Origin of the sequence: Fangia hongkongensis FSC776 = DSM 21703, from assembly GCF_000379445.1 — a bacterium.
Lineage (GTDB): Bacteria > Pseudomonadota > Gammaproteobacteria > Francisellales > Francisellaceae > Fangia > Fangia hongkongensis.
This window is the reverse complement of the sequence record NZ_KB902271.1, coordinates 40,316-63,334: the sequence shown is the minus strand read 5'-3', so window position 1 is coordinate 63,334 and position 23,019 is coordinate 40,316. Positions and strand designations below refer to the sequence as shown.

16 protein-coding genes are annotated in these 23,019 nt (G+C 39.0%); 9 read left to right on the top strand and 7 right to left on the bottom strand.

The annotated features are described in order from the left end of the window. Window positions 1–90: 90 nt before the first annotated feature. Genes A37Q_RS0110935 through A37Q_RS0110925 form a run of 3 tightly spaced genes read left to right on the top strand, consistent with a single transcriptional unit; the run spans window position 91 to window position 9,263 of the window. The gene (locus A37Q_RS0110935; protein ID WP_018300313.1) at window positions 91–1,056 is read left to right on the top strand and encodes a hypothetical protein; all 966 of its coding nucleotides are present in this window, start codon (window positions 91–93) and stop codon (window positions 1,054–1,056) included. Next, window positions 1,056–7,637, top strand: coding sequence for a calcium-binding protein (locus A37Q_RS0110930; RefSeq protein WP_018300312.1), 6,582 nt, complete (start codon window positions 1,056–1,058; stop codon window positions 7,635–7,637). The genes A37Q_RS0110935 and A37Q_RS0110930 overlap by 1 nt, the downstream gene beginning before the upstream one ends. Window positions 7,638–7,685: 48 nt before the next feature. Beyond that, window positions 7,686–9,263, top strand: a complete 1,578-nt coding sequence (locus A37Q_RS0110925; RefSeq protein ID WP_018300311.1) for a bifunctional ADP-dependent NAD(P)H-hydrate dehydratase/NAD(P)H-hydrate epimerase — start codon at window positions 7,686–7,688, stop codon at window positions 9,261–9,263. Here the strand turns inward: A37Q_RS0110925 and upp are convergent. Next, window positions 9,246–9,872: a uracil phosphoribosyltransferase gene (gene upp, locus A37Q_RS0110920; protein ID WP_018300310.1), complete on the bottom strand. Its 627-nt coding sequence runs from the start codon at window positions 9,870–9,872 to the stop codon at window positions 9,246–9,248. The genes A37Q_RS0110925 and upp overlap by 18 nt on opposite strands. Window positions 9,873–10,066: 194 nt before the next feature. On the opposite strand from upp, the gene sucC reads away from it, so the two are divergent. From sucC to A37Q_RS15330, 3 genes are all read left to right on the top strand, one after another. Then, window positions 10,067–11,308: an ADP-forming succinate--CoA ligase subunit beta gene (gene sucC / locus A37Q_RS0110915; protein ID WP_083907053.1), complete on the top strand. Its 1,242-nt coding sequence runs from the start codon at window positions 10,067–10,069 to the stop codon at window positions 11,306–11,308. Further along, entirely contained in the window at window positions 11,308–12,180 is an 873-nt protein-coding gene (gene sucD, locus A37Q_RS0110910; RefSeq protein ID WP_018300308.1) for a succinate--CoA ligase subunit alpha, read from the top strand. The genes sucC and sucD overlap by 1 nt, the downstream gene beginning before the upstream one ends. Window positions 12,181–12,479: 299 nt before the next feature. Beyond that, the gene (locus tag A37Q_RS15330) at window positions 12,480–14,318 is read left to right on the top strand and encodes a glycosyltransferase family 2 protein (RefSeq protein ID WP_018300307.1); all 1,839 of its coding nucleotides are present in this window, start codon (window positions 12,480–12,482) and stop codon (window positions 14,316–14,318) included. A 4-nt stretch (window positions 14,319–14,322) separates the two neighbouring features. On the opposite strand, the gene coaE is transcribed toward A37Q_RS15330, so the two are convergent. Continuing rightward, a complete protein-coding gene (gene coaE, locus A37Q_RS0110900) occupies window positions 14,323–14,919 on the bottom strand; it encodes a dephospho-CoA kinase (RefSeq protein WP_018300306.1) in 597 nt (198 codons plus the stop codon). A gap of 82 nt (window positions 14,920–15,001) precedes the next feature. On the opposite strand from coaE, the gene pyrB reads away from it, so the two are divergent. The 3 genes from pyrB (at window position 15,002) to A37Q_RS0110885 (ending at window position 18,737) form a co-directional block, all read left to right on the top strand. Further along, a complete protein-coding gene (gene pyrB, locus A37Q_RS0110895; protein ID WP_018300305.1) occupies window positions 15,002–15,925 on the top strand; it encodes an aspartate carbamoyltransferase in 924 nt (307 codons plus the stop codon). 71 nt (window positions 15,926–15,996) lie between these two features. Continuing rightward, on the top strand, window positions 15,997–17,388 hold the full coding sequence (clcA, locus tag A37Q_RS15325) for a H(+)/Cl(-) exchange transporter ClcA (RefSeq protein WP_018300304.1): 1,392 nt from the start codon (window positions 15,997–15,999) through the stop codon (window positions 17,386–17,388). 56 nt (window positions 17,389–17,444) lie between these two features. Continuing rightward, window positions 17,445–18,737, top strand: coding sequence for an MATE family efflux transporter (locus tag A37Q_RS0110885; RefSeq protein ID WP_018300303.1), 1,293 nt, complete (start codon window positions 17,445–17,447; stop codon window positions 18,735–18,737). Window positions 18,738–18,811: 74 nt separating this feature from the next. Here A37Q_RS0110885 and A37Q_RS0110880 read toward each other — a convergent pair whose 3' ends face one another. The 5 genes from A37Q_RS0110880 to cysK all read right to left on the bottom strand — a co-directional run bounded on the left by A37Q_RS0110880 (window position 18,812) and on the right by cysK (window position 23,011). Next, window positions 18,812–19,417, bottom strand: a complete 606-nt coding sequence (locus tag A37Q_RS0110880) for an outer membrane beta-barrel protein (RefSeq protein ID WP_018300302.1) — start codon at window positions 19,415–19,417, stop codon at window positions 18,812–18,814. A gap of 181 nt (window positions 19,418–19,598) precedes the next feature. Then, a complete protein-coding gene (gene lipB / locus A37Q_RS0110875; protein ID WP_018300301.1) occupies window positions 19,599–20,228 on the bottom strand; it encodes a lipoyl(octanoyl) transferase LipB in 630 nt (209 codons plus the stop codon). After that, on the bottom strand, window positions 20,228–20,560 hold the full coding sequence (locus tag A37Q_RS0110870; protein ID WP_018300300.1) for an HP0495 family protein: 333 nt from the start codon (window positions 20,558–20,560) through the stop codon (window positions 20,228–20,230). Before A37Q_RS0110870 ends, lipB begins: the two co-directional genes overlap by 1 nt. A gap of 59 nt (window positions 20,561–20,619) precedes the next feature. Then, window positions 20,620–21,786, bottom strand: coding sequence for a D-alanyl-D-alanine carboxypeptidase family protein (locus A37Q_RS15320; RefSeq protein ID WP_035405258.1), 1,167 nt, complete (start codon window positions 21,784–21,786; stop codon window positions 20,620–20,622). Between the two features lie 241 nt (window positions 21,787–22,027). Continuing rightward, on the bottom strand, window positions 22,028–23,011 hold the full coding sequence (cysK, locus tag A37Q_RS0110860; protein WP_018300298.1) for a cysteine synthase A: 984 nt from the start codon (window positions 23,009–23,011) through the stop codon (window positions 22,028–22,030). Between the last annotated feature and the right edge of the window lie 8 nt (window positions 23,012–23,019).

The following is a 23,019-nucleotide window of genomic DNA, read 5'->3' as shown; positions in this document are numbered from 1 at the left end:
CTTACATGGTTAGAGAATAAAACTAACCATGCGGGGCAGCTATTAATGTATTGATAGCTTATGTAATCAATAGAATAAAGTGATTGAGCGATGAGTGAAAAGGATCTAAGTGACGAGCAAGCGCAAAAACGGATTATTTTGCAGCGCAAAAAAGCCAAGGCGTGGATAACCCTGTTAAGTATTGTTGCTGTTATTGTATTTATACTACTGCTGGTGAGTATTTGGAGATGTTATGAAAAGTATCAAATTGCAAAAGTAGGAGTGTATGCACAACAATTACTGAAGGAGAAATATAACAAGGATTTTGAAATTAAGTCAGGATCAGGGCGTTATGCGAGCGAGGCAAATATATATCAATATGGAGCCTACCCAAAAGGAAAGCCACAATTTGTTTTTAATGTGATGCTGTCAGGGCCTCATAGTAAGCGGATGGTGGATGGATATTTGCGTAAACAAATCAGCATTCAGGCGTGGGCGATGATTCAACCTTATATGGAGAGAATTAGCCCAGAGCATGGTGTTGTTGGGGTCGGCTCTGGTACTGTCTTTGGTAATGAAGATGCCTTGTATGCACTTCACAGCAGGCGACTGTCATTAAATGACTGGGTGAGAGAATATGGTAAGCATTTAAAAATTGGCGTTGATGTTGCTTTTAATTTTCCATTAACACAGCAATCGCTTAAGAGAATGGAAGTGCAAACCTATGATTTGATACAAATGCTCAAGAAAAAGGGTTTTTCTGATATCAATATTGAGTATTCATTTTACTACTTACCGGGCAGGGATATTAATCAGCTAGCTGGGCAGTTAACTCAGGCATTATGGCATCAGTATAAAAAAGCGCGAATCGCCGATCTTAATATTGATGCAAGGCGAATGAAAAAGGACCCTAACAATCCAAAGGCCAATGAATATGGCTTTGTTCGTTATGATGATATCGATAAGATTCACTCACCTCAAGATATTGCCCAGTTTATTACTTGGTTTTACCCTAAAGAAGAAGTATTACAGCAGAAAAATAAAGAGCAATCTAAAGATAAGCGGGAGCGTGTATAATGAGTAGTGCTAGACAAGTAACTGATCGAGATGCGGCGGTATTAAGTGAGCTAAGTTATATTAATTTTGATGCGGATATAGGTGAAGTAGAGCCTACTATTCATGATGTATTTTACAATCAAAATGGCGAAATTCGCCAAGAAATACGACAGCGAGCCAAAACAGATAGTGCGTTAAGTGACACTCTTGCTAATATAGAAAAAAGGCCGGAACACTATCGTGAAACCTTACAAAATTATACATTAACAACAACAAGTGCAGTGAGAAACCCTGACTCTGTTAATTCAGGTTATTATGGTGTTGCAGTAACGCATATTAAAAGCAAGGAAACTGTAATTGTTCATCGAGGAACAGATAGCTTTACTGGGATGGACTCTGTTAATGGAATAGGAATTGCGACTGGCGTTGAAGCTATGAGCAAGCAAACAGATGATGCTATTGGCTTTTCATCCAGTGTTATTGAATCTCAAGTATCAGAAGGGGGTGAAAAGCCTGTTGTCACACATACAGGGCAGTCTCTAGGTGGTGGTCTTGCTGAAACTGCAGCGGTGATAACAAACCACAAAGCTGAGACAAAAGTGGTAACTTATAATGGATTGAGTGGAAAAAATATTGTCGAAAGTAAAATTGAGAATGCTTCAGCTGAAGATAGAGCACTATACGAGAAATCTCAGCGCTATATTGCTGAAACAGGAAAAGCGTTTAGTAACCCAAATGACCCAATTGAACGATTCAATCCAGAGCATATTTCTCAAACAATACCTCTAGCCAACCCAGATGGCACAAGCCTTGGTGCAATGATAAATCATAAAATTTCCACTACAGCCTATATGCAATACGACAGTAATGGTAATTTGATTCCTAAAAAGCTGAATACTGAGCTTGTCGATAGGGAAGCTAATGCCATTTATGAGAATGTAGAGCGTATAGACAACCGTATTGCTGAGATTATGAAAACACTTTCAAAGAGCACGCATATTGTTAATGGGGCATTGATATCTGATCAACCTGAGCTTCTGGGGGAATATCATGACTTGCTTGAGAAGAAAGAAACTTTAATGGGAGAGCTTAGTAATCTTAATCACTTTGCCAGTTCAATGGATAATTACACAGATACTGAACTCTCTGAAAGTTATGAGATCATGTTTTCAGACATTGTTTATGATATTTTTGATCAGTGGATTACTTCGCAATATGCTATTTATTTTGAGGTGGCTGAGTTCTTTAGAAATGCCGCTAACGTGATTATTGGCAGTGATCCGATTGTACTTGATTTAGATGGTGATGGTATTGAAACTATCGCAGCTGATCAGGGCATTCTTTTTGATCATGATGGTGATGGGGTGAAACATGGCACCGGCTGGGTAGGCAAGGATGATGGCCTTTTGGTGAGAGATTTGAATCAAAATGGCAATATTGATGATGACAGTGAGCTCTTTGGAGAGAATACCTTAAAATCAGATGGTTCAAAAGCACAAGATGGCTTTGATGCATTAGCTGATCTTGACACTAATCAAGATGGTAAAATAGATGCTGAAGATGAGGCTTTTGAGACACTTAAAATTTGGCAGGATCATAACCAAAACGCATTGGTGGATGAGGGTGAAATATCCAATTTAGCTGATCAGGTGGATGAGCTTGATCTAAATGCAAAGGTGATTCGTGAGGATACCGCCGCGGGTATTATTGCCAAGGAAAGTACCTTTAAAAATACAGCGGGAGATGAAAATGCACTTGGCTCACTAGATTTTGATACCAATCGTTTTTACCGTGAATTTACTACGGATTTTGATCACCAGTTTGAGGATGAAATAGCACAATTTGATAGCCTGCCTTTTAATATGAAAGGCTCTGGTGCGATTAGAGATTTATCACAAGCGGTGCTAATTAACCCTGAGATCTTTGCCATTATTGATAAGATTGAGAGTGAAAGTAACTATTTACAGAAAAAGGAATATATTGAACAGCTGGTTTATGCTTGGTCAGAAGTGAGTGAAGGGTTTGAGTCGGCCGTATCAGAGCTTGATGGCAAAAGCTTTAATAATGGCGCGTCTGTTTCATTTGATTTAAGTGATGATATGCAGGGGTTTTTAGACAAGCTTCAAGTTTTGGAGCGCTTTAATCATGGGCGATTGTTTGATTATTCTGTGACCGAAGGGCTAAATAGAAGTGTTTTGCATGTCAACTGTGGTATATTTCAGAGTGTCATTGCGCTTGAAAATAACCAAAGCCATGTGCTGAATGATAGCAATATTATGATTGTTCTTGCGCAAAAAGTATGGCTTGAGAGAAGCTATAATGCGCTTATAGAGTCTGTTGAAGAAGCTATTTATCGACAAGGTGAATACCAAAGCCATATTCAACATCTTCAACTAAAAAGAGATCCTTCAGGCAATATAGTGGTCGATTTCTCAGGCCTTGAGTCTCATTTTGCAAGTGAAATAGCTCATAACCCTGAAAAGGCAGTAGAAGCACTTTTAGCGATAGATAATGACAAAAAGGGAATTTTAAATGAGCTTGGTTTTGATGCCAAAAGCACGCTGGTTGATATACTGAAAGGTGCCTCTTTTGAAGTAAAAGAGGCCGTTTCTCAGCATGGAGCATATCACTTTTACGGTGGCTCTTTTTCAGGGTTTAGCTTTGATCAGGGTATTTTGCATGCCAACGATCCGACATTTGAGATAATCATTGGTAACAAAGAAGCTGTAGATGCCGAGCATTTTATTGCTGCAAAGGGTAATCAGAGCTTTATCGTGACAGGAAATGCAGATAATACGATTGAGATAAATGGTAATGACACTCTGCTTACAGGTGATGGTGATGATCAGATTATTGTAAAAGCGCCAGAAGGTGCTAAAGATAGCTTTAAAAGAAACGACATTTTAGGCGGAAAAGGAAATGATGAGATAATAAGTGCAGATAATACAAGTAGTCAGTATATCTATCGCTCTGGCGATGGCAGAGATAGCATTTTTGCAGGCCATACTACAAGTGACCATCAAGACTACCTACAGATTCAAGGTGTTTCAAAAGAGGATGTTATCCTTCAAAAAGAAGGAAGTGATTTAGTTCTATCTTTTGAGAATAATCCACTTGATCAGATAACAATTGAGCAGTTTTATACCAAGAATTATAAGCTTAAAACATTTTATTTTGATGAGCATGAATATCGCTCAAACGATGAGATTTTCCAGTTGCCAACCTTGGGGACAAGCGAGGCTGATAATATCATAGCAACAGAGCTTCAGGAGATGGTTTATGCCTTTGAGGGAGATGATGTTATTTATACTTATGATGCGGGTGATGTTATTTATGGCGGTGATGGTAATGATCAGATTTATGTTTATGGGAAGTCAGTAACAGGCAGCAAAGTGTATGGTGATGAGGGGGATGATACGATTGATACCAAGCGAGCTGGACAGTGGAAGTTTTACTATAGGCCAGATGGGTTTGAGCTTTTTGGGGGTGAGGGTAACGATACACTTTTGGCTTCTCAAGGCGATGATTATCTTCAAGGTGGAGAGGGGAATGACTATTTAAATGGATTTCAGGGAAGTGATGTTATTTATGGTGGTGAAGGCGATGATATTTTAGATGGCGGGGTCTACGGCAATGATAAACTTTATGGTGGTGATGGTAATGATATTATACTTGCGGGGGCAGCACCAAAGGCAGTTTATGATCAGGATATGTGGTTTGAGAGACAACCTCAGTATTTAAATCAGTTTCACACATTTGTAACAGGCGGTCGAGGAGATGATCAGATTATCAGTGGCTCCCATAACAAAAATACTTATTATTACTCAAGAGGCGATGGTCATGATACGATTTTAAAAAATGCGAATGTCTTTAGTACCAGTAGAGATCTCTATGCAGCAGGGATCTCAGCAAATGTTGACGATCATATTGCACCGCGCACATCACCATTAGATTTATATGAAGATACGCTGGTATTTTTATCAGGAATCAAGCCAGAAGATGTTACAGTCACACGCTTTGATTATGATCTTATGCTTTCTCTTTCAGATACAGAGAGCATCACTGTGAAGGGCTTTTATTATGAGGATAAATACACCTATCCTGATCATTATATGGTAGAGGATTCTGATCTTCTTAAAAGGGCGAAGCTCAATACCGTTCAGTTTTCCGATGGCACAATTTGGCAAAGAGAAGATGGTGTGCTCAATCCAGCGCCTTTTAGCTATCACTATCATGGAACCGAGGGAAATGATGTTTATTCTGGTGGTATTGCCAATGATACATTAATTGGGCTTGGCGGTGACGATACGCTGACAGGAAATGAAGGTGATGATTATTTGCAAGGGGGTGCAGGAAATGATGAATTATCTGGTGGTGATGGCAATGATGTACTCGATGGTGGCACGGGAGATAATCGCTTATATGGTGGGAAGGGTGATGATGCGATCTATATTGGTAGTGGGAAGAATATAGCCACTGGTGAATCGGGTCATAATACTTTTTTTCTTACAGAAGCGAAATTTGATAGTGTTATTTATGGGGCTTTTACCTCCAAGTCACTATGGGGTGGTTCAGATACAATTATATTCTCTGATCAAACCACATTCTCTGATCTTGATTTTATTCGCTATCAAGATGATTTGAGAATTAAAGATAACTATCATCAAAGTGAGCTTGTGATAGATAATTTCTTTTATGAGAGAAATGGGGAAGCTGTTTCGCACTATTATGAATTTTCTTTTGCTGATGGTCGTGTATTGGATCATACCCACCAGCTGTTAACCCCTTTTCATATTCAAAGTAATATGAAAGAAGTGCATGGTAGTGATAAAAATGAAGTTATACGTTTGTTTTATCAGGGTGAAAGTACTGCCTTTGCTGGAGCTGGAGATGATAGCTTATTTGGTAATGACTATGATAACGAGCTCTTTGGTGGTGCAGGAAGTGATATTCTAGTAGGCAAAAAAGGGCATAATACGCTTTTTGGTGGTGAAGGCGCCGATCGCTATATTGTTGCCAGTGGTGAGTATACCAACATTATGGCAGATGCGCGAAATGATGAGGATACGCTTCAGTTAAATGCGCTTAGCTTATCAGCTTTGCATATCCTAACATCTGATAGTCACTTGTACCTCGCTGAGTATGATGAGACAGGCTATGAGATGACTAAAGTCACTTTGGAGGGGTATTTTCAAGGTCAAAGTGTTGATAAGCTCTTGATGGCAGGTCATGAGTATTCACTTTCATCACTTATTGACTCCCATTACAATGTTATTGATATGAATGAGGCGGTTCACTATCAAGGAAGCAATAAGGATGATGTGCTCTATAGTTTTGATGGAGATGATCAAATCGATGTTAAAGGGGGCGATAATTATCTGTCTATTGGAAATGGGGATGATGTTATTCAGGCAAAAGGCGGGGACAATGTTATTGAAGGAAAAGATGGCAACAAGCAAATTAGCTTAGGTAAAGGGAATAATGACATTCAATTGGGTGATGGTGATAATATCATTTCAACACGATCTGGAGATGATTTTGTTACACTTGGCAATGGAGATAACACCCTTCATACCAGAGGCGGAGACGATGAAATTATTCTTGGGAGTGGTAATAATATAATCTATAGTGGGGCTGGAGATGATGTGGTTGAAATTGCAGGTGGTAACAATCAGCTATATACCGCTAAAGGTGATGATGAAGTGTATATTGAAGGCGGTGAAAATGAGATTCGCTTAGGCCGCGGGAGTGATATGTTGACGATGGATGGTGGTACGAATCTTGTATATGGCGGAATGGGAGATGATTATATTGAAGGCTATGGTCAAGGCACTTATCGGATTTATGCAGGTCACGGTGATGATGAAATTATCCTTGAGGAAGGCGAGTACCATATTTATTTAGGTCAAGGAGACGATATGCTAACCACTGATTATGGTAGCAAAGTGATCGTTTATACAGGCAAAGGTGATGATGAGATATATTTAAGTGATGGTGATGATTGCATCTATACGCAAGGTGGGAGTAATCTCATTTATAGTGGTGCTGGCAATGATATTTTAAAAGCGCGAAAAGAAGGTCAAGACCAGTTTCATGGTGAAGAAGGAGATGATCGTTTGGTTGCAAATGGTTCTGATCAGCTTTATGGTGGTGAGGGTAATGACAAGCTTATTGCCAAAAAGGGTGAGGAGAATTATTTACAAGGCGGTGAAGGCGATGATTTTTATCGCGTAGATATGAAAAATGCCACAAATACTGTGATAGATAATCGCTCAGATAGTGATGATGAAGACTGGCTTCATTTAGATGGTATGAGCGCTGAGAGTTTATATTTCTATCGTGATCTTGGGCATTTGGTGATTAAAAGTCTGGGCGATGAGTATGATTTGACTGTTGAGAACTATTTTGAAAATGATGCCTCAAAGCTTGATACTATTAGCACAGAAGATGCGCTTATCGAGCAAAAAGAGCTGTATTATTTGCTTCAGGCAATGGAGCAATTTCGCAGTGAGGATGGGGTTTATGATATTCAAAACAAAGAAAGCCAAAGTGCATTCGATGAGGTGATTACTTCGCACTGGCAGTTTAAAGATCAAATGTAAAATGGGTTGTATTATCCGTTGAAGATGTGCATTAACAGGAGGGCATATATGCATACTACAGTTGATAAAGCACTATTTACTAGCGCTCAGTCACAGCTTTTAGATCGAGTCTTGATAGAAAAATTAGGCATACAATCAAAACTATTGATGGCAAAAGCCGCGTATGCTTGTTTTTCAAAAGTGGAAAGTATAGCGAGAAAAAAGGAGTGTGACTCAATAAAAATCACTGTGGTTGTAGGTGCGGGCAATAATGCTGGAGATGGCTTTATGATTGCCGCGCTTGCCAAGATGGCAAATATGGATGTCTCACTGATAATGCTTTTTGAGAAGGAGAAATTAACTGAAGATGCCAGTTATATGTACCAGCATGCAAAATCACTTTCTGTGCCAGTATTTGATATTGAATCGCTTGGATGGGATGCTTTATCAGGTTACCTAAAAGGTAGTGATATAATCGTTGATGCCATTTTTGGTACAGGCCTTAATCGTGAAGTAAGTGGTGTGTGTCAAAGGGTTATTGAGTGCATCAATAACACCAAGCGATATACACTTAGTGTTGATGTTCCATCTGGGATCAATGCCACCACGGGAAGTGTTATGGGTCAAGCGGTGCATGCAGATATGACCGTAGTCTTATTGTGTAAAAAAATAGGGCTATATATGGCAAAAGCATCCAGTTATACAGGAGAGCTTATTTTTGCACCATTGGTGATGGATGAAAACTATCAAAAAGCACTCGATGTAGCAGAGATTAAACCTGCTGCTAAGCTATTAACAAAAGAAGCTTTGTTCCCAATGTGGGCGTTTAATAAACATTCACAAAGTATCAGCAAAATTGATAAAGGCCATATCGGTATTATTGCCGGAGATAAGTCAATGGCTGGGGCAGCTATTATGGCATCAAAAGCTGCATTGACTTTGGGCGCAGGGCGAGTTAGTCTTTTTACCCATCCAGAGCATGCAGCATTAATTAATATCAGTTATCCTGAAATTATGTGTTATGGTGTTGATGATTTGGATCGTTACGGGCAAACTATCGAGCAGCTTGATGTGCTTGCAGTGGGTCCCGGGATGCTAAAGACTAACCCATGGTCACAAGCGATGGTGGCAGCGCTTAAGAAGCATAATAAGCCCATGATTGTTGATGCTGGCGCACTTGATTTGATGGTAGATTTCTTGGCTGATAAAAATGACATAGTTATTACACCACATGAGGGAGAGGCTGCTCGAATACTGGATTGTGCGAGTCGTGAAATACAACAAAATAGACTCAAAGCAGTGTATGATCTATCAGATAAGCTTGCTTGTCATGTGCTCTTAAAAGGAAAAGGAACGCTTGTCTATGATCATCAAAATAAGGCGCTTTCATTATGTGATAAAGGGGCTCAAGTGCTCGCAACTGCTGGATCAGGTGATGTATTAACAGGTATGATTGCAGGGATTTATGGAGGATGTAAAAGTTTAATTGATGCCGCTTCTATAGCGATATTTATACAAGGAGAAGCCTCTGAGTATTATGTGAAAGAAAAAGGTGTCTTTGGGTTTTGTGCACTTGATATTCTTCCTTTTGTCAGTGAGGTGATTAACAGTTATCTATCACAAAATAAGCTAGATAGTGCCAAATAATTTATCTCCGGCATCTCCAAGTCCTGGAATAATATACTTATGATCATCAAGCTTGCTATCAATAGAGGCGGTATAAAGTGTGATATCAGGGTGAGCATTTTCTAGCGCTTGAATACCCTCAGGTGCACAGACTAAAGTTAACACTTTGATTTTTTTTGCCCCTTCTTTTTTTAAAAGATGAATCGCTTCAATCATCGAACCTGCTGTCGCAAGCATAGGATCAATAACAAGAGATAGGCGCTTATCGATATGGGTACAAGGCTTATTGAAATAGACATGCGCTTTAGCAGTGATTTTATCTCTGTAAATCCCAATCATACTCACTTTTGCATTAGGCATAACCTCAAGGGCGCCATCAAGCATGCCAAGCCCTGCGCGTAAGATAGGGACAAGATTGGCCTTTTTCCCAGCCAGTTCAGACGCATTGAGTTGTCCTTGCCAAGTTTCAATTTGACACTCAGACAGTGCGGCATCTTTCATTGCTTCATAGCAAAGCATAATCGTAATCTCTTTGGTAAGTTGGCGAAAATCTTTGCTGGTAATATTATGCTTTCTTAAAAGAGTCAGCTTATGTTGAATAAGCGGGTGTTTGATTTCATAGGTATACATTTGGCCATCCGTAGAAAGTCATTGAGGTTATTTTAGGGAATCCTATTTAGGATAGCCAGTAGTTTCTAACAAGCAATTGCTGATCGTGAAAATAGAAAAACTTGCCAAGTTTGTCTTAACGCATAGGATAATATCAGATATACTTGCCCGTGTTTTAATTTACGTTATGCATAGTGTACGAAAATGGCAATAAAATGTCGTGTTTCCAGCATGCTGTGCAACGATCATTTTGTTTAATAAACCGTAAAGTAAATAGTGAGAAAGATATGAACTTACATGAATATCAAGCAAAGCAACTTTTTGCGGAATATGGTTTACCTGTTTCTAAAGGGTATGCTGTAGACAGTGTTGAAGAGGCTTTGGTTGCTGTTGATAAAATTGGTGGCGATACTTGGGTAGTAAAAGCACAGGTACATGCTGGCGGGCGTGGTAAAGCAGGCGGTGTGAAGCTTGTTTCAACTAAAGAAGATGTGGCGAGCTTTGTAAAAAACATGATGGGCACGCGCTTAGTTACGTTCCAAACAGATGAAAATGGCCAGCCAGTAAGTAAAATCTTAATCGAAAATTGCACTGATATCGCCAAAGAGCTTTATTTAAGCGCAGTGGTAGACAGAAGTACTCGTCGTATTATCTTTATGGCATCAACTGAAGGTGGTGTGGAGATTGAAGAAGTTGCTGAGAAAACACCTGAGAAAATCTTCAAAGAAATTATCGACCCTGTTGTCGGTGCGCAGCCATACCAAGGCAGAAAAATTGCATTTAAACTTGGCTTAGAAGGCAATCAAGTTAAACAATTTGTGAAAATTTTCTTAGGCTTGGCTAAGATGTTCCAAGAAAGAGATTTGGAATTACTAGAAATTAACCCACTTGTGATCACTGACGAGGGAAATCTTCATTGCTTAGATGCAAAAGTATCGGTTGATGGTAATGCGTTATATCGTCAACCACAGTTAGCAGAATGGCGTGATTTGACTCAAGAAGATGAGCGTGAGGCACGTGCTGCTGAGTGGGAGCTTAACTATGTTGCTTTAGATGGTGACATTGGTTGTATGGTTAATGGTGCAGGTCTAGCTATGGCAACAATGGATATTGTTAAATTACACGGCGGTAAACCTGCAAACTTCTTGGATGTTGGTGGCGGTGCGACAAAAGAGCGTGTCTCTGAAGCATTTAAGATTATTCTATCTGATAACGCGGTTAAAGGCGTATTTGTGAACATTTTCGGTGGTATCGTTCGCTGTGATATGATTGCTGAGGGTATTATGGCTGCCGTTGAAGAAGTTGGTGTGAAAGTGCCTGTAGTTGTTCGTTTAGCAGGAACAAACGCAGAGCTGGGCGCACAAAAACTAAAAGAAAGCGGTTTAAATATTATTGCTGCTGAAGGGTTCACCGATGGTGCAAAGAAAATCATTGAAGCAGTCAAAGAGGTTAAGTAATGAGCGTTTTAATCAATAAAGACACACGTGTGATTTGTCAGGGTTTTACTGGTAAGCAAGGTACTTTTCATTCAGAGCAAGCGATTGCTTATGGAACAAAAATGGTAGGTGGCGTTACTCCTGGAAAAGGTGGGACAACACATTTGGGATTGCCTGTGTTTAACACGGTTCAAGAAGCAGTCGATGCGGTACAGCCAGATGCAACAGTTATTTATGTTCCAGCGCCTTTTTGTAAAGATTCAATTATCGAGGCCGCTGATGCAGGTATTAAGTTAATTGTTTGTATTACTGAGGGCATTCCTGTTATGGATATGCTTGAAACAAAGGTTTATGTTGAGCGTTCAGGTTCACGTTTGATCGGACCGAACTGCCCGGGTGTGATTACGCCGGGTGAATGTAAGATTGGGATTATGCCGGGCAATATTCATATGCCAGGAAAGGTTGGAATTGTTTCTCGTTCCGGTACGTTAACTTATGAGGCAGTGAATCAAACAACAGAGCTTGGCTTTGGTCAGTCAACTTGTATTGGTATCGGTGGTGATCCTATTCCAGGCACAAACTTTATCGATGCATTAACATTATTTCAAAATGATCCGCAAACTGAAGCGATTATCATGGTGGGTGAAATTGGTGGTTCTGCTGAAGAAGAAGCGGCTGAGTTTATCAAAAATAATGTTACTAAACCGGTTGTCTCTTATATTGCAGGTGTAACAGCGCCAGCTGGTAAGCGTATGGGGCATGCTGGTGCAATTATCTCTGGTGGTAAAGGCACAGCTGCTGAGAAGTTTGCAGCGCTTGAAGCTGCGGGTGTTGCAGTGAGCAAATCACCAGCAGAAATGGGCAAGAAGCTTAAAGAAATCACTGGCTGGTAATTTCAATTATTGTATTATTTATGATACATACATTCTTAATATTTTCTTAATTTAATCTCTATACACTCTGATTTCGTATTAATCTCATTAGGTTGTATGAAATAAAATCACCCTTAAGTGTTAATATAATAAGCAAAACTTGTTTGATACTTATTATTAAATGGCAGGGTGACTTCATCAATTCACTCGATGCTGAAGTTAAGATGAAAGCATTGTTACTAATGAGAAAAACAGAAATTCCCAGCATAAAGTATTTTGTGATGGGCATAGTATAGAAAGTAAAAGTTAAGGAGATTTGTGTGAGTCACAGTAAGTTTGCACTTATTTTAGCACTATTGAGTGCAATTGCTTATTTTGTTGTTATTGCTTCAAGTAGTGTTTTACTACCCATGGCGCTAATTGTGATATTCATCCTCTCACTGTTAAGTGCACTTAGATTCTCATCGAGCCGTGAAAAAAGGTTTAAACCCATCTATCAATATCTATTTATTGGCATCGGTACGCTTTCAACCTTTGCGATTTCATATGGACTCTTAAGCACCTTAAATAGCACATTTGTGTGGTCATTTATTATTAGTAAAGTTGCTATATTTATTGCACTTCCTTTTATTTACCAGCTGGTGTATAAAAGCATATTATGTATTCAATATTTGGTTTTCCGTCCAGAGCCTGTGCAGCATCCGCTTTTAGATGTGAATAACCTGCCAAGCTGTAGTGTTTTGATTGCCACAAGAAATGAGCCTTTTGATGTTTGTAAGTTAACATTTGATTCAGCAAATGCACTTGTTTATCCAGAGGATAAAAAAGAAATTATTATTGTTGATAACAGTGATTTAGAACATCCAGATCTACAAAAATGGCGAGATTATGTTGAAGCACACAGCCAGAGTAAATCGTTGACGAGTTATAAATTTATACATCGAAATGGGACAGTAGGTTTTAAGCCGAAAAACTTAGATATTGGTATGGAGCATGTTAGTAAAGATTATGTGTTGCTGTTAGATGCAGATTCAACCCTTAAAGAGGATACGCTGTTAAAAGCAATGCCTGAGTTTATTAAAGATCCAAATTTAGGTTTTGCGTCGCTACTTATCAAAGGCACCAATGCATCATGTAATTTTTTTGCTAAGATTGGCTGTATTTCACAGAATATGCTCCGCTATAGTATGAGCTTAATCGGTCAGGCAGGTTTTGTTATTTTCCAAGGGCACAATTCTATCTGGTCAATGAAAGCACTTCAAAAAGCAGGGCCTTGGCTTGAAGAGTTTCGTGGTGAGCCAATGATTGTTGAAGATGTGGCTGCGGCTGTTCGCTGCTATTTTAAAGGTTCATATGGTAAAACAGTATGGGTAGAATCAGGTGAGTGGGTACCGACTTCTTTAAAAGAATGCCAATCTATGTGGATGCGTTGGACTTATGGGAACATGCAGATAACCCATAAATATATTTCTCAGGTGTGTCGCTCAAGATGGGTGAGTATTAAAGAGAAGCTCGATATACTCAACCAAATGTTTTCAATTTCTACCGTGCTGACACCCTTTATTGCCTTATTGAGTATTTTCTTTCCTTCTCAATCAGTGATATGGCTTAGCATGTTAGGACTGAGTCTTGTTCCTTCTTTGTTGTATACGGTTGGATATGGTATTAGAAATAAGCCTAAAGACACACCGCTATTCGCGTGGATATGGCAGTTATACCTTGGATTTTTTGTGATGAATGCCTTTATTACTTGGGTATCTATGAAAGCGGTATATAACTATCTTGTTGGTAAGTCCCAAGGGTGGAAGCCAACAGGAAAAACCGCAGAAGAAAAAGAAAGTTGGAGAAGTGTCCTATCCAACTATAAAGATATCGTATTATATTGTGCTTTTGCTCTGGCTGCATTTGTGACAACATTTTCTTTGAATCTTGCCAGCGATAGTATGAGTGTGGTTTCTTTAATATCACAATTAGGCGCACTTAGTTTTATTGTATCTTTGGCATTTGTATTGCCGGTTTTTGGCCAACAAAGGATGGTTGAAGTGGAAGACATTCATGAAATGGGCGTGGAGTACAAAGCCGCTGAATTAAATCCTTGGGAACATGAGGGTGTGTTTGAAGGCAATAGGGAAATTCGCTTAATTAATGCAAGGCTTTAATCATTTAGCTTAATTGAACTAACTTTTGATGGATTGGCTCAATTTGTCTTAATAGTTCAATCTCATCATGATTATTTTGGATGATAAAATCACTGAATTTTTCTCTTTCTGCATCATCAATTTGCGCTTTTATCATTGATAAGGCTTGATGATGGTTTTGCTTATCTCGTGCCATAATGCGGGCAATTTTAATCTCTAATTTAGCTGTTACAGTAATAATCTTTTGTAAATAAGGGTAATCTTTAAGCGCCTTTAACGTTAAAAGAGGAATATCAACTAACGTGTAGATGCTTTGACTTTGAGCAACTTGATCAACAAGCATTTTGCGAATAATAGGATGCATAAGTGCATTTAGCCAGCTTTTGTCCTTTGGGTTTTGGATAATTCTCTCACGCAGCATCTGGCGGTTAATTTGACCTTCTCTATTAACAAATTCCTTGCCAAAATGAGTACTAATTTCGCTGATAATATTGCTTCTTGTAATCACTTCTCGTGCACACAAATCCGCAGAGACCGTATTGATTTGATAGTATTGGTAGAATAACTTTGCAACAGTTGTTTTGCCGCTACCGATCCCGCCAGTGAGTCCAACTGCATACATGAATTTCTATACCTTTTAATTGTTTATTGTTAGCATATAGGCACTTGGCAATTTTGCAATAATATGGTGGGAAAAAATTTCCATGTGCGAGAAGAGAAGTACAAAAAATCTAATTGAAATTGCAGGTGTGACAAAAGAAGAGATAGAGAGACTCTTTTTACTTGCCGATCAAGCCAAGGCCGGAAAGCTTGAAAACACTCTGACAGATAAGATTATTGCCAGCTGTTTTTTTGAAGCCTCGACAAGAACAAGGTTGTCCTTTGAGTCTGCTATTTATCGCTTGGGCGCTAAAGTTATAGGTTTTTCTGATAGTAAACAAACTTCATTTGGTCAAAAGGGTGAGAGTTTGGAAGATACTATTGTCATGTTAAATGCTTATGCCGATGCGATTATTATGCGCCACCCTGAAAAAGGCAGTGCAAAGCTAGCTGCCAGTGTATCGGATATCCCCGTTATTAATGCAGGGGATGGTGCGAATGAGCATCCAACACAGACGCTATTAGATCTTTATACCATTCAAGAGAAATTCTCAGATATAGATGGACTTAAAATTGCTATGGTGGGCGATTTAAAATATGGGCGCACAGTACACTCTTTATCCTACGCACTTGCACACTTTAATAATATTGAGATCTATTATGTTGCGCCAGAGAGCTTGCAAATTCCAGCTGAAATTTCTCAAAAACTCTCACAACAAGGCGTTAAGGTTCATAAGAGAGTAGAGCTTGAAGAAGTTATTTCTGAAGTGAATGTGTTATATATGACGCGTTTACAGCAAGAGCGCTTTGAGGGAGATGAGCTACATCAGTTTGAGTATAGATTAACCAGAGAAATGCTTGAGCGCTCTGCGAAAGATGAGTTAATTGTTCTTCACCCTTTGCCAAGAGTGAAAGAGATCTCTCCAGATGTGGATGCAACAGATTATGCGTGGTATTTTAAGCAGGCTAAAAATGGTGTCTATATGCGTCAGGCGATTTTGTATAATTTGTTTAATATCCCATGCTAAAATAGCCTTTTCATTGCAATTTACACGTATGCTCTCTAAGCTAGTGATATACACGTTAAGTAAAAAATAACATGAAAAAATTTCCACGTAAGGTGCGCTACCCAAAGCAAGTGATGCGCTGCACGATTTACGGTGGTGTCACCGGGATTATTGTTGGGGCGGTAGGCGCACTTTTTCAGATTTGTATTCATTGGCTGATTAATGGTAGAAAGTCTTTTTTTAGTGAGCTGTCAGATAATATCATTTTACAGTGTTTGTTTGGCATTATCTTTAGTACTGTTCTTCTAGTCCTTTCACTTTTGATTGTACGGAGGCTCGTTCCTGAGGCCAGTGGATCTGGCATTCAAGAGATAGAAGGGGTGTTAGAGGGGAAAAGAGAAATGTGTTGGTGGCGAGTGCTGCCGGCCAAGTTTGTTGGGGGTGTGATGTCACTTTCAAGTGGATTGGTATTAGGGAGAGAAGGGCCAACTGTACAAATGGGCGGTGCTGTTGGACAGTTTGTCAGAAAGTTGTTTAACTTAAACAAAGAATATGCGCATATTTTAATTGCAGCAGGCGCAGGAGCGGGTCTGGCAACTGCATTTAATGCCCCCCTTGCAGGCATTTTATTTGTGCTTGAAGAAATGCGCCATCAGTTTAAATTTAGCTTTAAATCCTTTCAGACAGTTTTAATTGCCTGTGTGGTTGCAGATATTACACTTCAAGTTGTATTACAAAATAGTGGGTTTAATATTCGTCAAATGATGGATATAGATATGACAACTTACAAGGCTTTGCCATTATCTAGCCTATGGTTATTTATTATCTTTGGTGCGATCTTTGGTGCGTTGGGTGTTTTATTTAATAAGTTTTTAATCAAGTCATTAAATTTCTTTGCTCGGCGTTCAGGATTTAACTTTTGGAAGTGGATTTTACTCATTGGTGCCGCAACTGGCATTTTAATGGCTGTATTTCCTCATGTTGTGGGAGGTGGGTATGATGTGATGCCAAAAGCCTTGCATGGTGATTTGGGTTTATCAATGCTGATTATACTTTTTGTACTTCGTTTTTTTACAACATTAGTCAGTTATGGAACAGGTGTGCCCGGAGGGATATTTACGCCAATGCTCGCGCTTGGTACAATTTTTGGGATGTTCTTTGGCATGCTTGCAAATTATCTATTCCCCGAGTTGATTCCAAATCCACAAGTCTTTGCCGTGGCAGGGATGAGTGCGCTTTTCACGGCAACGGTTAGTGCGCCATTGACAGGCATTGTGCTTGTCGTTGAAATGACAATGAACTATGCATTAATCTTGCCGCTTATCCTAACGTGCTTTAGTGCTGCGATTGCTGCTATTTTCATGAATGCTCAGCCAATTTACAGTACACTTTTATCCAGAACGTTAATTATGCAAAAGAGAAAGGCATTATATCTACACCTTAAAAAAGTAAAGTCTAAGAAGATAAGAAATACTGTAAAATAGTTTATTGTGGGTATATCATATGCTTTAGCTTGTTGATGTGCGCTCTAGGAGTATTTTTGCATAAAAAAATTATAACCTTATCTTTACCACTTGTGTTATCAAACATTAGCGTGCCACTTCTTGGACTTGTGAATTCTGCCTTAATGGGACACATGCCGACAAGTCAATATTTAACTGCTGTAGCACTTGGTGCAACTGCGGTTAACTTTATTAGTTACTTATTTTATTTTTTACGCATGAGTACTACAGGCGCTGTTGCGCAAGCTTATCAAAGTGGCGATTTTCACGCGATGCGATTATGGCTTTATAGAGGCCTATTAACAGCTGTTGTCATTGGGGTCTTATTGATTATATTACAGCTGCCTATTGCTATCTTGATTCAACATTTAGTTCATATCCAACCTGATGTTGCAGCATTATTTCAATCCTATTTTCATATAGTCATCTATCTATTTATCTTTGTACTTATTAACTATGTGCTACTTGGTTTTTTCATTGCCGTACAGCGGGCTTTTCTTGCCCTTGTGATGGCGCTTATTACCAATATACTTGGAATCGTATTGAGTTTATTCTTTGTGCTTGGATTATCACTTGATGTAAAAGGTGTTGCTTACTCAGGTGTTCTGGCGCAAGGGGTGACTGCACTATTTGCACTGATGTTTGTATATAAGTTCTTTAGAGAAAAGAAGATTCCGTTACTCAGTGATCTGCGTCTTTCTATGCTATTTAATTTAAAAGAATATGGGCAGTTTTTCAGTGTAAATAGTAATATTTTTATTCGTTCAGTTTGCCTGCTAGTTAGCATCAACTCGTTTTTGATTTTTTCAAGTTATATGGGGAAGGACGATCTTGCTGCAAATGCTTTATTGGTCGAGTTTGCTGTTTTTTTATCGATGTTTTTGGATGCGCTATCCAATGCAACAGAAACTCTAGTGGCTGAGAGTTATGTCAAATCGACAAAAGATAAGCTAAAGCAAGTGCTAAAACTTACCTTAAGTTATGCATTTTCGCTCAGTGTCGTATTTGTGCTTATTTATGCGTTTATCTATCCTTGGATAATTCAGCTTTTAACTTCGATTGAAAGTGTGCAGTTAGTGGCAGATCAATATGTTATTTTTTCAATTATCTTCCCGCTTATTGCCGTATTTAGTTATTGGTTAGATGGTGTTTATATTGGCCTTTTAAAAACAACAACGATGCGAAATGCTATGATAGTATCGATGCTCGGTTATTTTGTGCTTGTGCTTGTATTATGGCCATTTGCTAATACGGGACTTTGGCTGGCTTATCTTGGCTTTTTTGTATTAAGAAGCATAACACTATGGTTGCCGCTTAAGCGTTTTGTATAAACTAGGTGCAAAAAGCAACAGATACAAAAAAGGCATGAAATGATCATGCCTTTTGAATTTAAATTAATCGTGGATTACATAGGAAGTGTGTAAGATACACCACCGGAGATTGTGCCGTAACCACCATTTTTCCCATAAACTGGTAGCCAGTTATATTGATATTGGGCAAAAATATTAAACTGTTGAACTTGGAAACCAAGACCACCTGCGGCAACAGGGCGCCATAGATTTTTGCCATCAATATCATTACCTGAAAGGCCTGTAGCAACATAATTGCCAGAAGTGGTTAGCCTGTTATAAGCATAACCAAATTTACCAAAGATATTTAACCCCATTGCATGAGGAATATAGAATTTAGCCGTAGCAAATAATGGCACGCTCCATGCATTTAATTTATCTCCATCACTTTCCTTTACAAGCTGATAGGCATATTGCCCACCTAACTCAACCCCGACACTGAGCATTTTATTTAATGCAAAGTCATAACCAATGAATAAGCCACCGGCAAGGTTTCCGTTCTTAGAGCCAGAAAGATCAGCGTCATCTTTTGTCCAGCCATTAGTTGCATAACCATAGCCAATATTACCACCAAGTACAACACCTGTTTGCGCACCTGCTGCAAAGGCAGAGCCACTTGCGAGCGCCGTTGCAATAATTGAAGTTGCGATAATTTTCCTCATATTCTACTCTCCTGATTGGTTAATTAACTTTTATAGTAAAAGTAATATTTCCTCTGGCAGCCTAGTTAATGATTATTGATATTGCAAGGGTTTACAGACAATTTTTTGAAATTTTGCCTAAAAGTAGCCAATTTAAAGGGGTTTTTAGCAAAAATTACGCAAAGTCTTTATCAGTATGGCCTCATAGGGAGCAGGATAATTGGTCAGATGATTTCTCAAGCTGGGACTTGAAAATATTTATGTAATCTTGGAAGACTTGTTGAAGTGAAATATTGGGGTTAAAATCACAAATCTGTGTCATTTCCATATCTTTATAACCGCAAGGGTTAATATAAGAGAAAGGTGTTAAATCCATATTGGTATTAATAGCTAGTCCATGATATGTCTTAAACTTTTTTACTCTAAGACCAAGGGAGGCTATTTTTTTATTCTGAACATAAATGCCAGGTGCGCCATCAATTAAATGGGAATCGATCTGATAGTGGTTTAAAAGTGCAAGCGTTGATTTCTCAATGAGACAAACCAAATCTTTTATTCCTAGATTTAATGATTTTAAGTCGAACATAAAATAAATAACTGCTTGCCCTGGGCCATGATAGGTGATTTGTCCCCCGCGATCACTTTGCACCACTGGAATATCTTTTGCATTTAACAAATGCTCTTTTTTCCCATGTCGTCCTTGCGTAAAAACAGGCGGGTGTTCAACACACCAGATTTCATTCTCAGAAGATTGAGTAGTTTCTTCCGTATGAGAGAGCATTTTATCGAAAATGCTTTGATAATCAGTCAGTGGGAAATGGCGAACTCGCATTACAGTACCATATGTATTTCTTTATTTGCCGTTAATGCACGGTAGATATTATCAAGCTGCTCTTTACTCGTTGCTTCGAAGGTCGCTGTGATTGAGATATATTTTCCTGTTTTACTTTCTCTTGTTTTGAAGTCAATCTCATCTGGCTTCTCAACATGCTTTTCCAATACATCAAGGACAAATTCGGCAACTTCTTTTTGTGGGTTTGCCATCACTTTAATTGGGAATTGGCAGGGGAATTCAAAAAAGGTTTCCTTTTCTTTTTGTGCTTTAGTCAGTTTGTCTATGCTCTCATCGGAAATTCTTGTGTTTTTATCTTTTTTATCACTCATCGGCTTATTCGTCTTATTCTATTTTGAAGAATACTCTCTAGTGTAATACAAATTAAAGCTTAACCAAACCATTTGCTAAAAAAACCAATTTTATCGACATTGTTATCGGCATATACCGCTATTTTTGCCACTTGGTTATCTCCTGCGCTAATAATAAGCGTTCCGACCTCATCTCCTTTTTTAATCGGTGCCTTTAAGCCTTGTTTTAATGTAATCTTATGCTGAAGATGGCTTGTAAATGATTTTGGAATGGTTTTGATTAAGGTACTATTTACTGTAACAGTAAGGTAGGAAGATTTTTTAGCATCGGGAATTACAGTGTCTTTCAATGGAAAGCGCTGTCCTTTTTGGTATAGGGTTACATCCTCAAACCGACCAAAACCAAAATTAAGTAGCTTGATGGATTCATTTAATCTAACCGTTGCACTTGGCGCGCCCATAATGACACTAATAAAGCGCTGATTATTTTGTACAGCAGAGCCTACCAAGTTATAGCCTGCCTTTTGCGTGTAGCCCGTTTTAATGCCATCAGCACCAGGAAATGCACTTAATAGCTTATTGCGATTATGTTGTATAATCTCATTATAGGTAAAAGTCTTTTGGGAGTAGAGCTGATAGACTTTCGGGTAATGGGCAATAAAAGCACGCGCGAGTTTTGCCATATCAAGTGCTGTGGTGTGTTGATTTTCGCCGGGTAGTCCATCAACAGTCACAAAGTGAGTATTATCCATTCCAAGCGCTTTGGCAACTTTGTTCATGAGTGTTACAAAGTTGTTATCAGAGCCGGCAATAAACTCAGCAAGAGCAACAGAAGCATCATTGCCCGATTGAACAATCATGCCGTGGAGAAGATCATTGACGCTGACTTGAGAGCCTTCACGAACAAACATTTTAGAGCCTGGAGTTTTAGCTGCCTTTGCGCTAATAGGGACTTTTTGGTCGAGTTTTAATGTGCCTTGTTTTAACTCGCTTGCAACAATATAGGCTGTCATGATTTTGGTTAAGCTTGCAGGGGCGCGTTTTTCATTGTCATTTTTTTGTGCAATAACATCGCCTGTTTCAAAATCCATTAATACCCAACTTGCTGCATTTAACTCTACTGGGTGTGGTTTAATAATAACATTCGGGGCAGTGTTGATACTTTGGGAGGCAGCATAAGAGAGCGAAGTGCTTAGAGTAAATGTTAGAACACTAGATAGGATAAATAGACTTCTGTGTATTTTCATGCTTGCTGTCCCATTTTTATAGTTAAGTGCTTTCACTATCAACATAGCAATGAGTGTTAGGAACCGCAAGCGATCACGGCAAAATGATCTATACCACCCGCAAACCATTTTACCCTATTTCTGCTATTGAATTTCTTGTTCTTTTGAGTCATCAGATATTGCTAATAGTCCGAGCTATTACCTGCAATCCAATGACTCAAAACTATCAAAAACTTCTTCAACATTAAACACCGAAAAATGATTAGCGAGTGGTATATGCGCTTGGAAGCTCAATGTCGATATCGTCACTTTCATACAACCAAGTAGAAAGATAGCGCTCTCCACAAGAGGGGAAAATGACTACGATCATCTTATCTTTATTTTCTTTTCGTGTTGCGATATCAATAGCAGCTTTAAGTGCAGCGCCAGATGAAATGCCAGCTAAAATGCCTTCAGTGCGTGCAATAAATCGTGCATATTTTCCAGCATCTTCATTGCTAACGGCAATAATCTCATCGATTATGTTAGTATCCAAAGTATCAGGAATAAAGCCTGCGCCAATGCCTTGAATTTTGTGTGGGCCTGCATCTTTTCCTGACAACACGGCAGAATCCTCAGGTTCAACTGCAATGGCTTTAATGGAAGGGTTATATGATTTTAATTTTGTTGCAATCCCAGTAATACTGCCGCCTGTGCCCACTCCAGAGATTAAAATATCAACCTTCCCGTCAGTGTCGGACCAAATCTCTTCAGCAGTTGTATGTTGATGGATGTCCGGATTGGAGGAGTTTTTAAATTGCTGGGGCATAAAATACGCATCATTTTCACTGGCAAGCTCAGTAGCTTTTTCAATTGCGCCTTTCATGCCAAGTTTGCCAGGGGTTAAAATCACTTTAGCACCAAAGGCTTCAAATAGCTTTCGCCTTTCAATACTCATTGTATCTGGCATGGTTAAAATCACTTGATAGCCTTTTGCAGCGCCCACAAAAGCAATGGCAATTCCAGTATTACCGCTTGTCGGCTCAATAATACTCATGCCTTTTTTAAGTACTCCAGAGCGCTCCGCATCTTCAATCATCGCGGCGCCAATTCTATCTTTAACGCTGGAGGCAGGGTTAAAATACTCAAGTTTAGCCACAATGTTACAGTTGAGCTGTTGATTGAGTTTGCTTAAAGAAACAAGTGGGGTAAAGCCAATAGTCTCAATGATGTTGCTGGCAATTTTAGGGCGTTTTCTAGTGTGCATAATTGCTC

Coding starts and splice junctions, on each gene's coding strand:
- A37Q_RS0110870 (WP_018300300.1), bottom strand. CDS start 20,560: ATGAGTGATAAAAAAGATAAAAACACAAGAATTTCCGATGAGAGCATA.
- cysK (WP_018300298.1), bottom strand. CDS start 23,011: ATGCACACTAGAAAACGCCCTAAAATTGCCAGCAACATCATTGAGACT.
- sucD (WP_018300308.1), top strand. CDS start 11,308: ATGAGCGTTTTAATCAATAAAGACACACGTGTGATTTGTCAGGGTTTT.
- A37Q_RS0110880 (WP_018300302.1), bottom strand. CDS start 19,417: ATGAGGAAAATTATCGCAACTTCAATTATTGCAACGGCGCTCGCAAGT.
- A37Q_RS0110925 (WP_018300311.1), top strand. CDS start 7,686: ATGCATACTACAGTTGATAAAGCACTATTTACTAGCGCTCAGTCACAG.
- pyrB (WP_018300305.1), top strand. CDS start 15,002: ATGTGCGAGAAGAGAAGTACAAAAAATCTAATTGAAATTGCAGGTGTG.
- clcA (WP_018300304.1), top strand. CDS start 15,997: ATGAAAAAATTTCCACGTAAGGTGCGCTACCCAAAGCAAGTGATGCGC.
- A37Q_RS0110935 (WP_018300313.1), top strand. CDS start 91: ATGAGTGAAAAGGATCTAAGTGACGAGCAAGCGCAAAAACGGATTATT.
- A37Q_RS15320 (WP_035405258.1), bottom strand. CDS start 21,786: ATGAAAATACACAGAAGTCTATTTATCCTATCTAGTGTTCTAACATTT.
- A37Q_RS0110930 (WP_018300312.1), top strand. CDS start 1,056: ATGAGTAGTGCTAGACAAGTAACTGATCGAGATGCGGCGGTATTAAGT.
- upp (WP_018300310.1), bottom strand. CDS start 9,872: ATGTATACCTATGAAATCAAACACCCGCTTATTCAACATAAGCTGACT.
- coaE (WP_018300306.1), bottom strand. CDS start 14,919: ATGTATGCAGTTGGACTCACTGGCGGGATCGGTAGCGGCAAAACAACT.
- sucC (WP_083907053.1), top strand. CDS start 10,067: ATGTCGTGTTTCCAGCATGCTGTGCAACGATCATTTTGTTTAATAAAC.
- lipB (WP_018300301.1), bottom strand. CDS start 20,228: ATGCGAGTTCGCCATTTCCCACTGACTGATTATCAAAGCATTTTCGAT.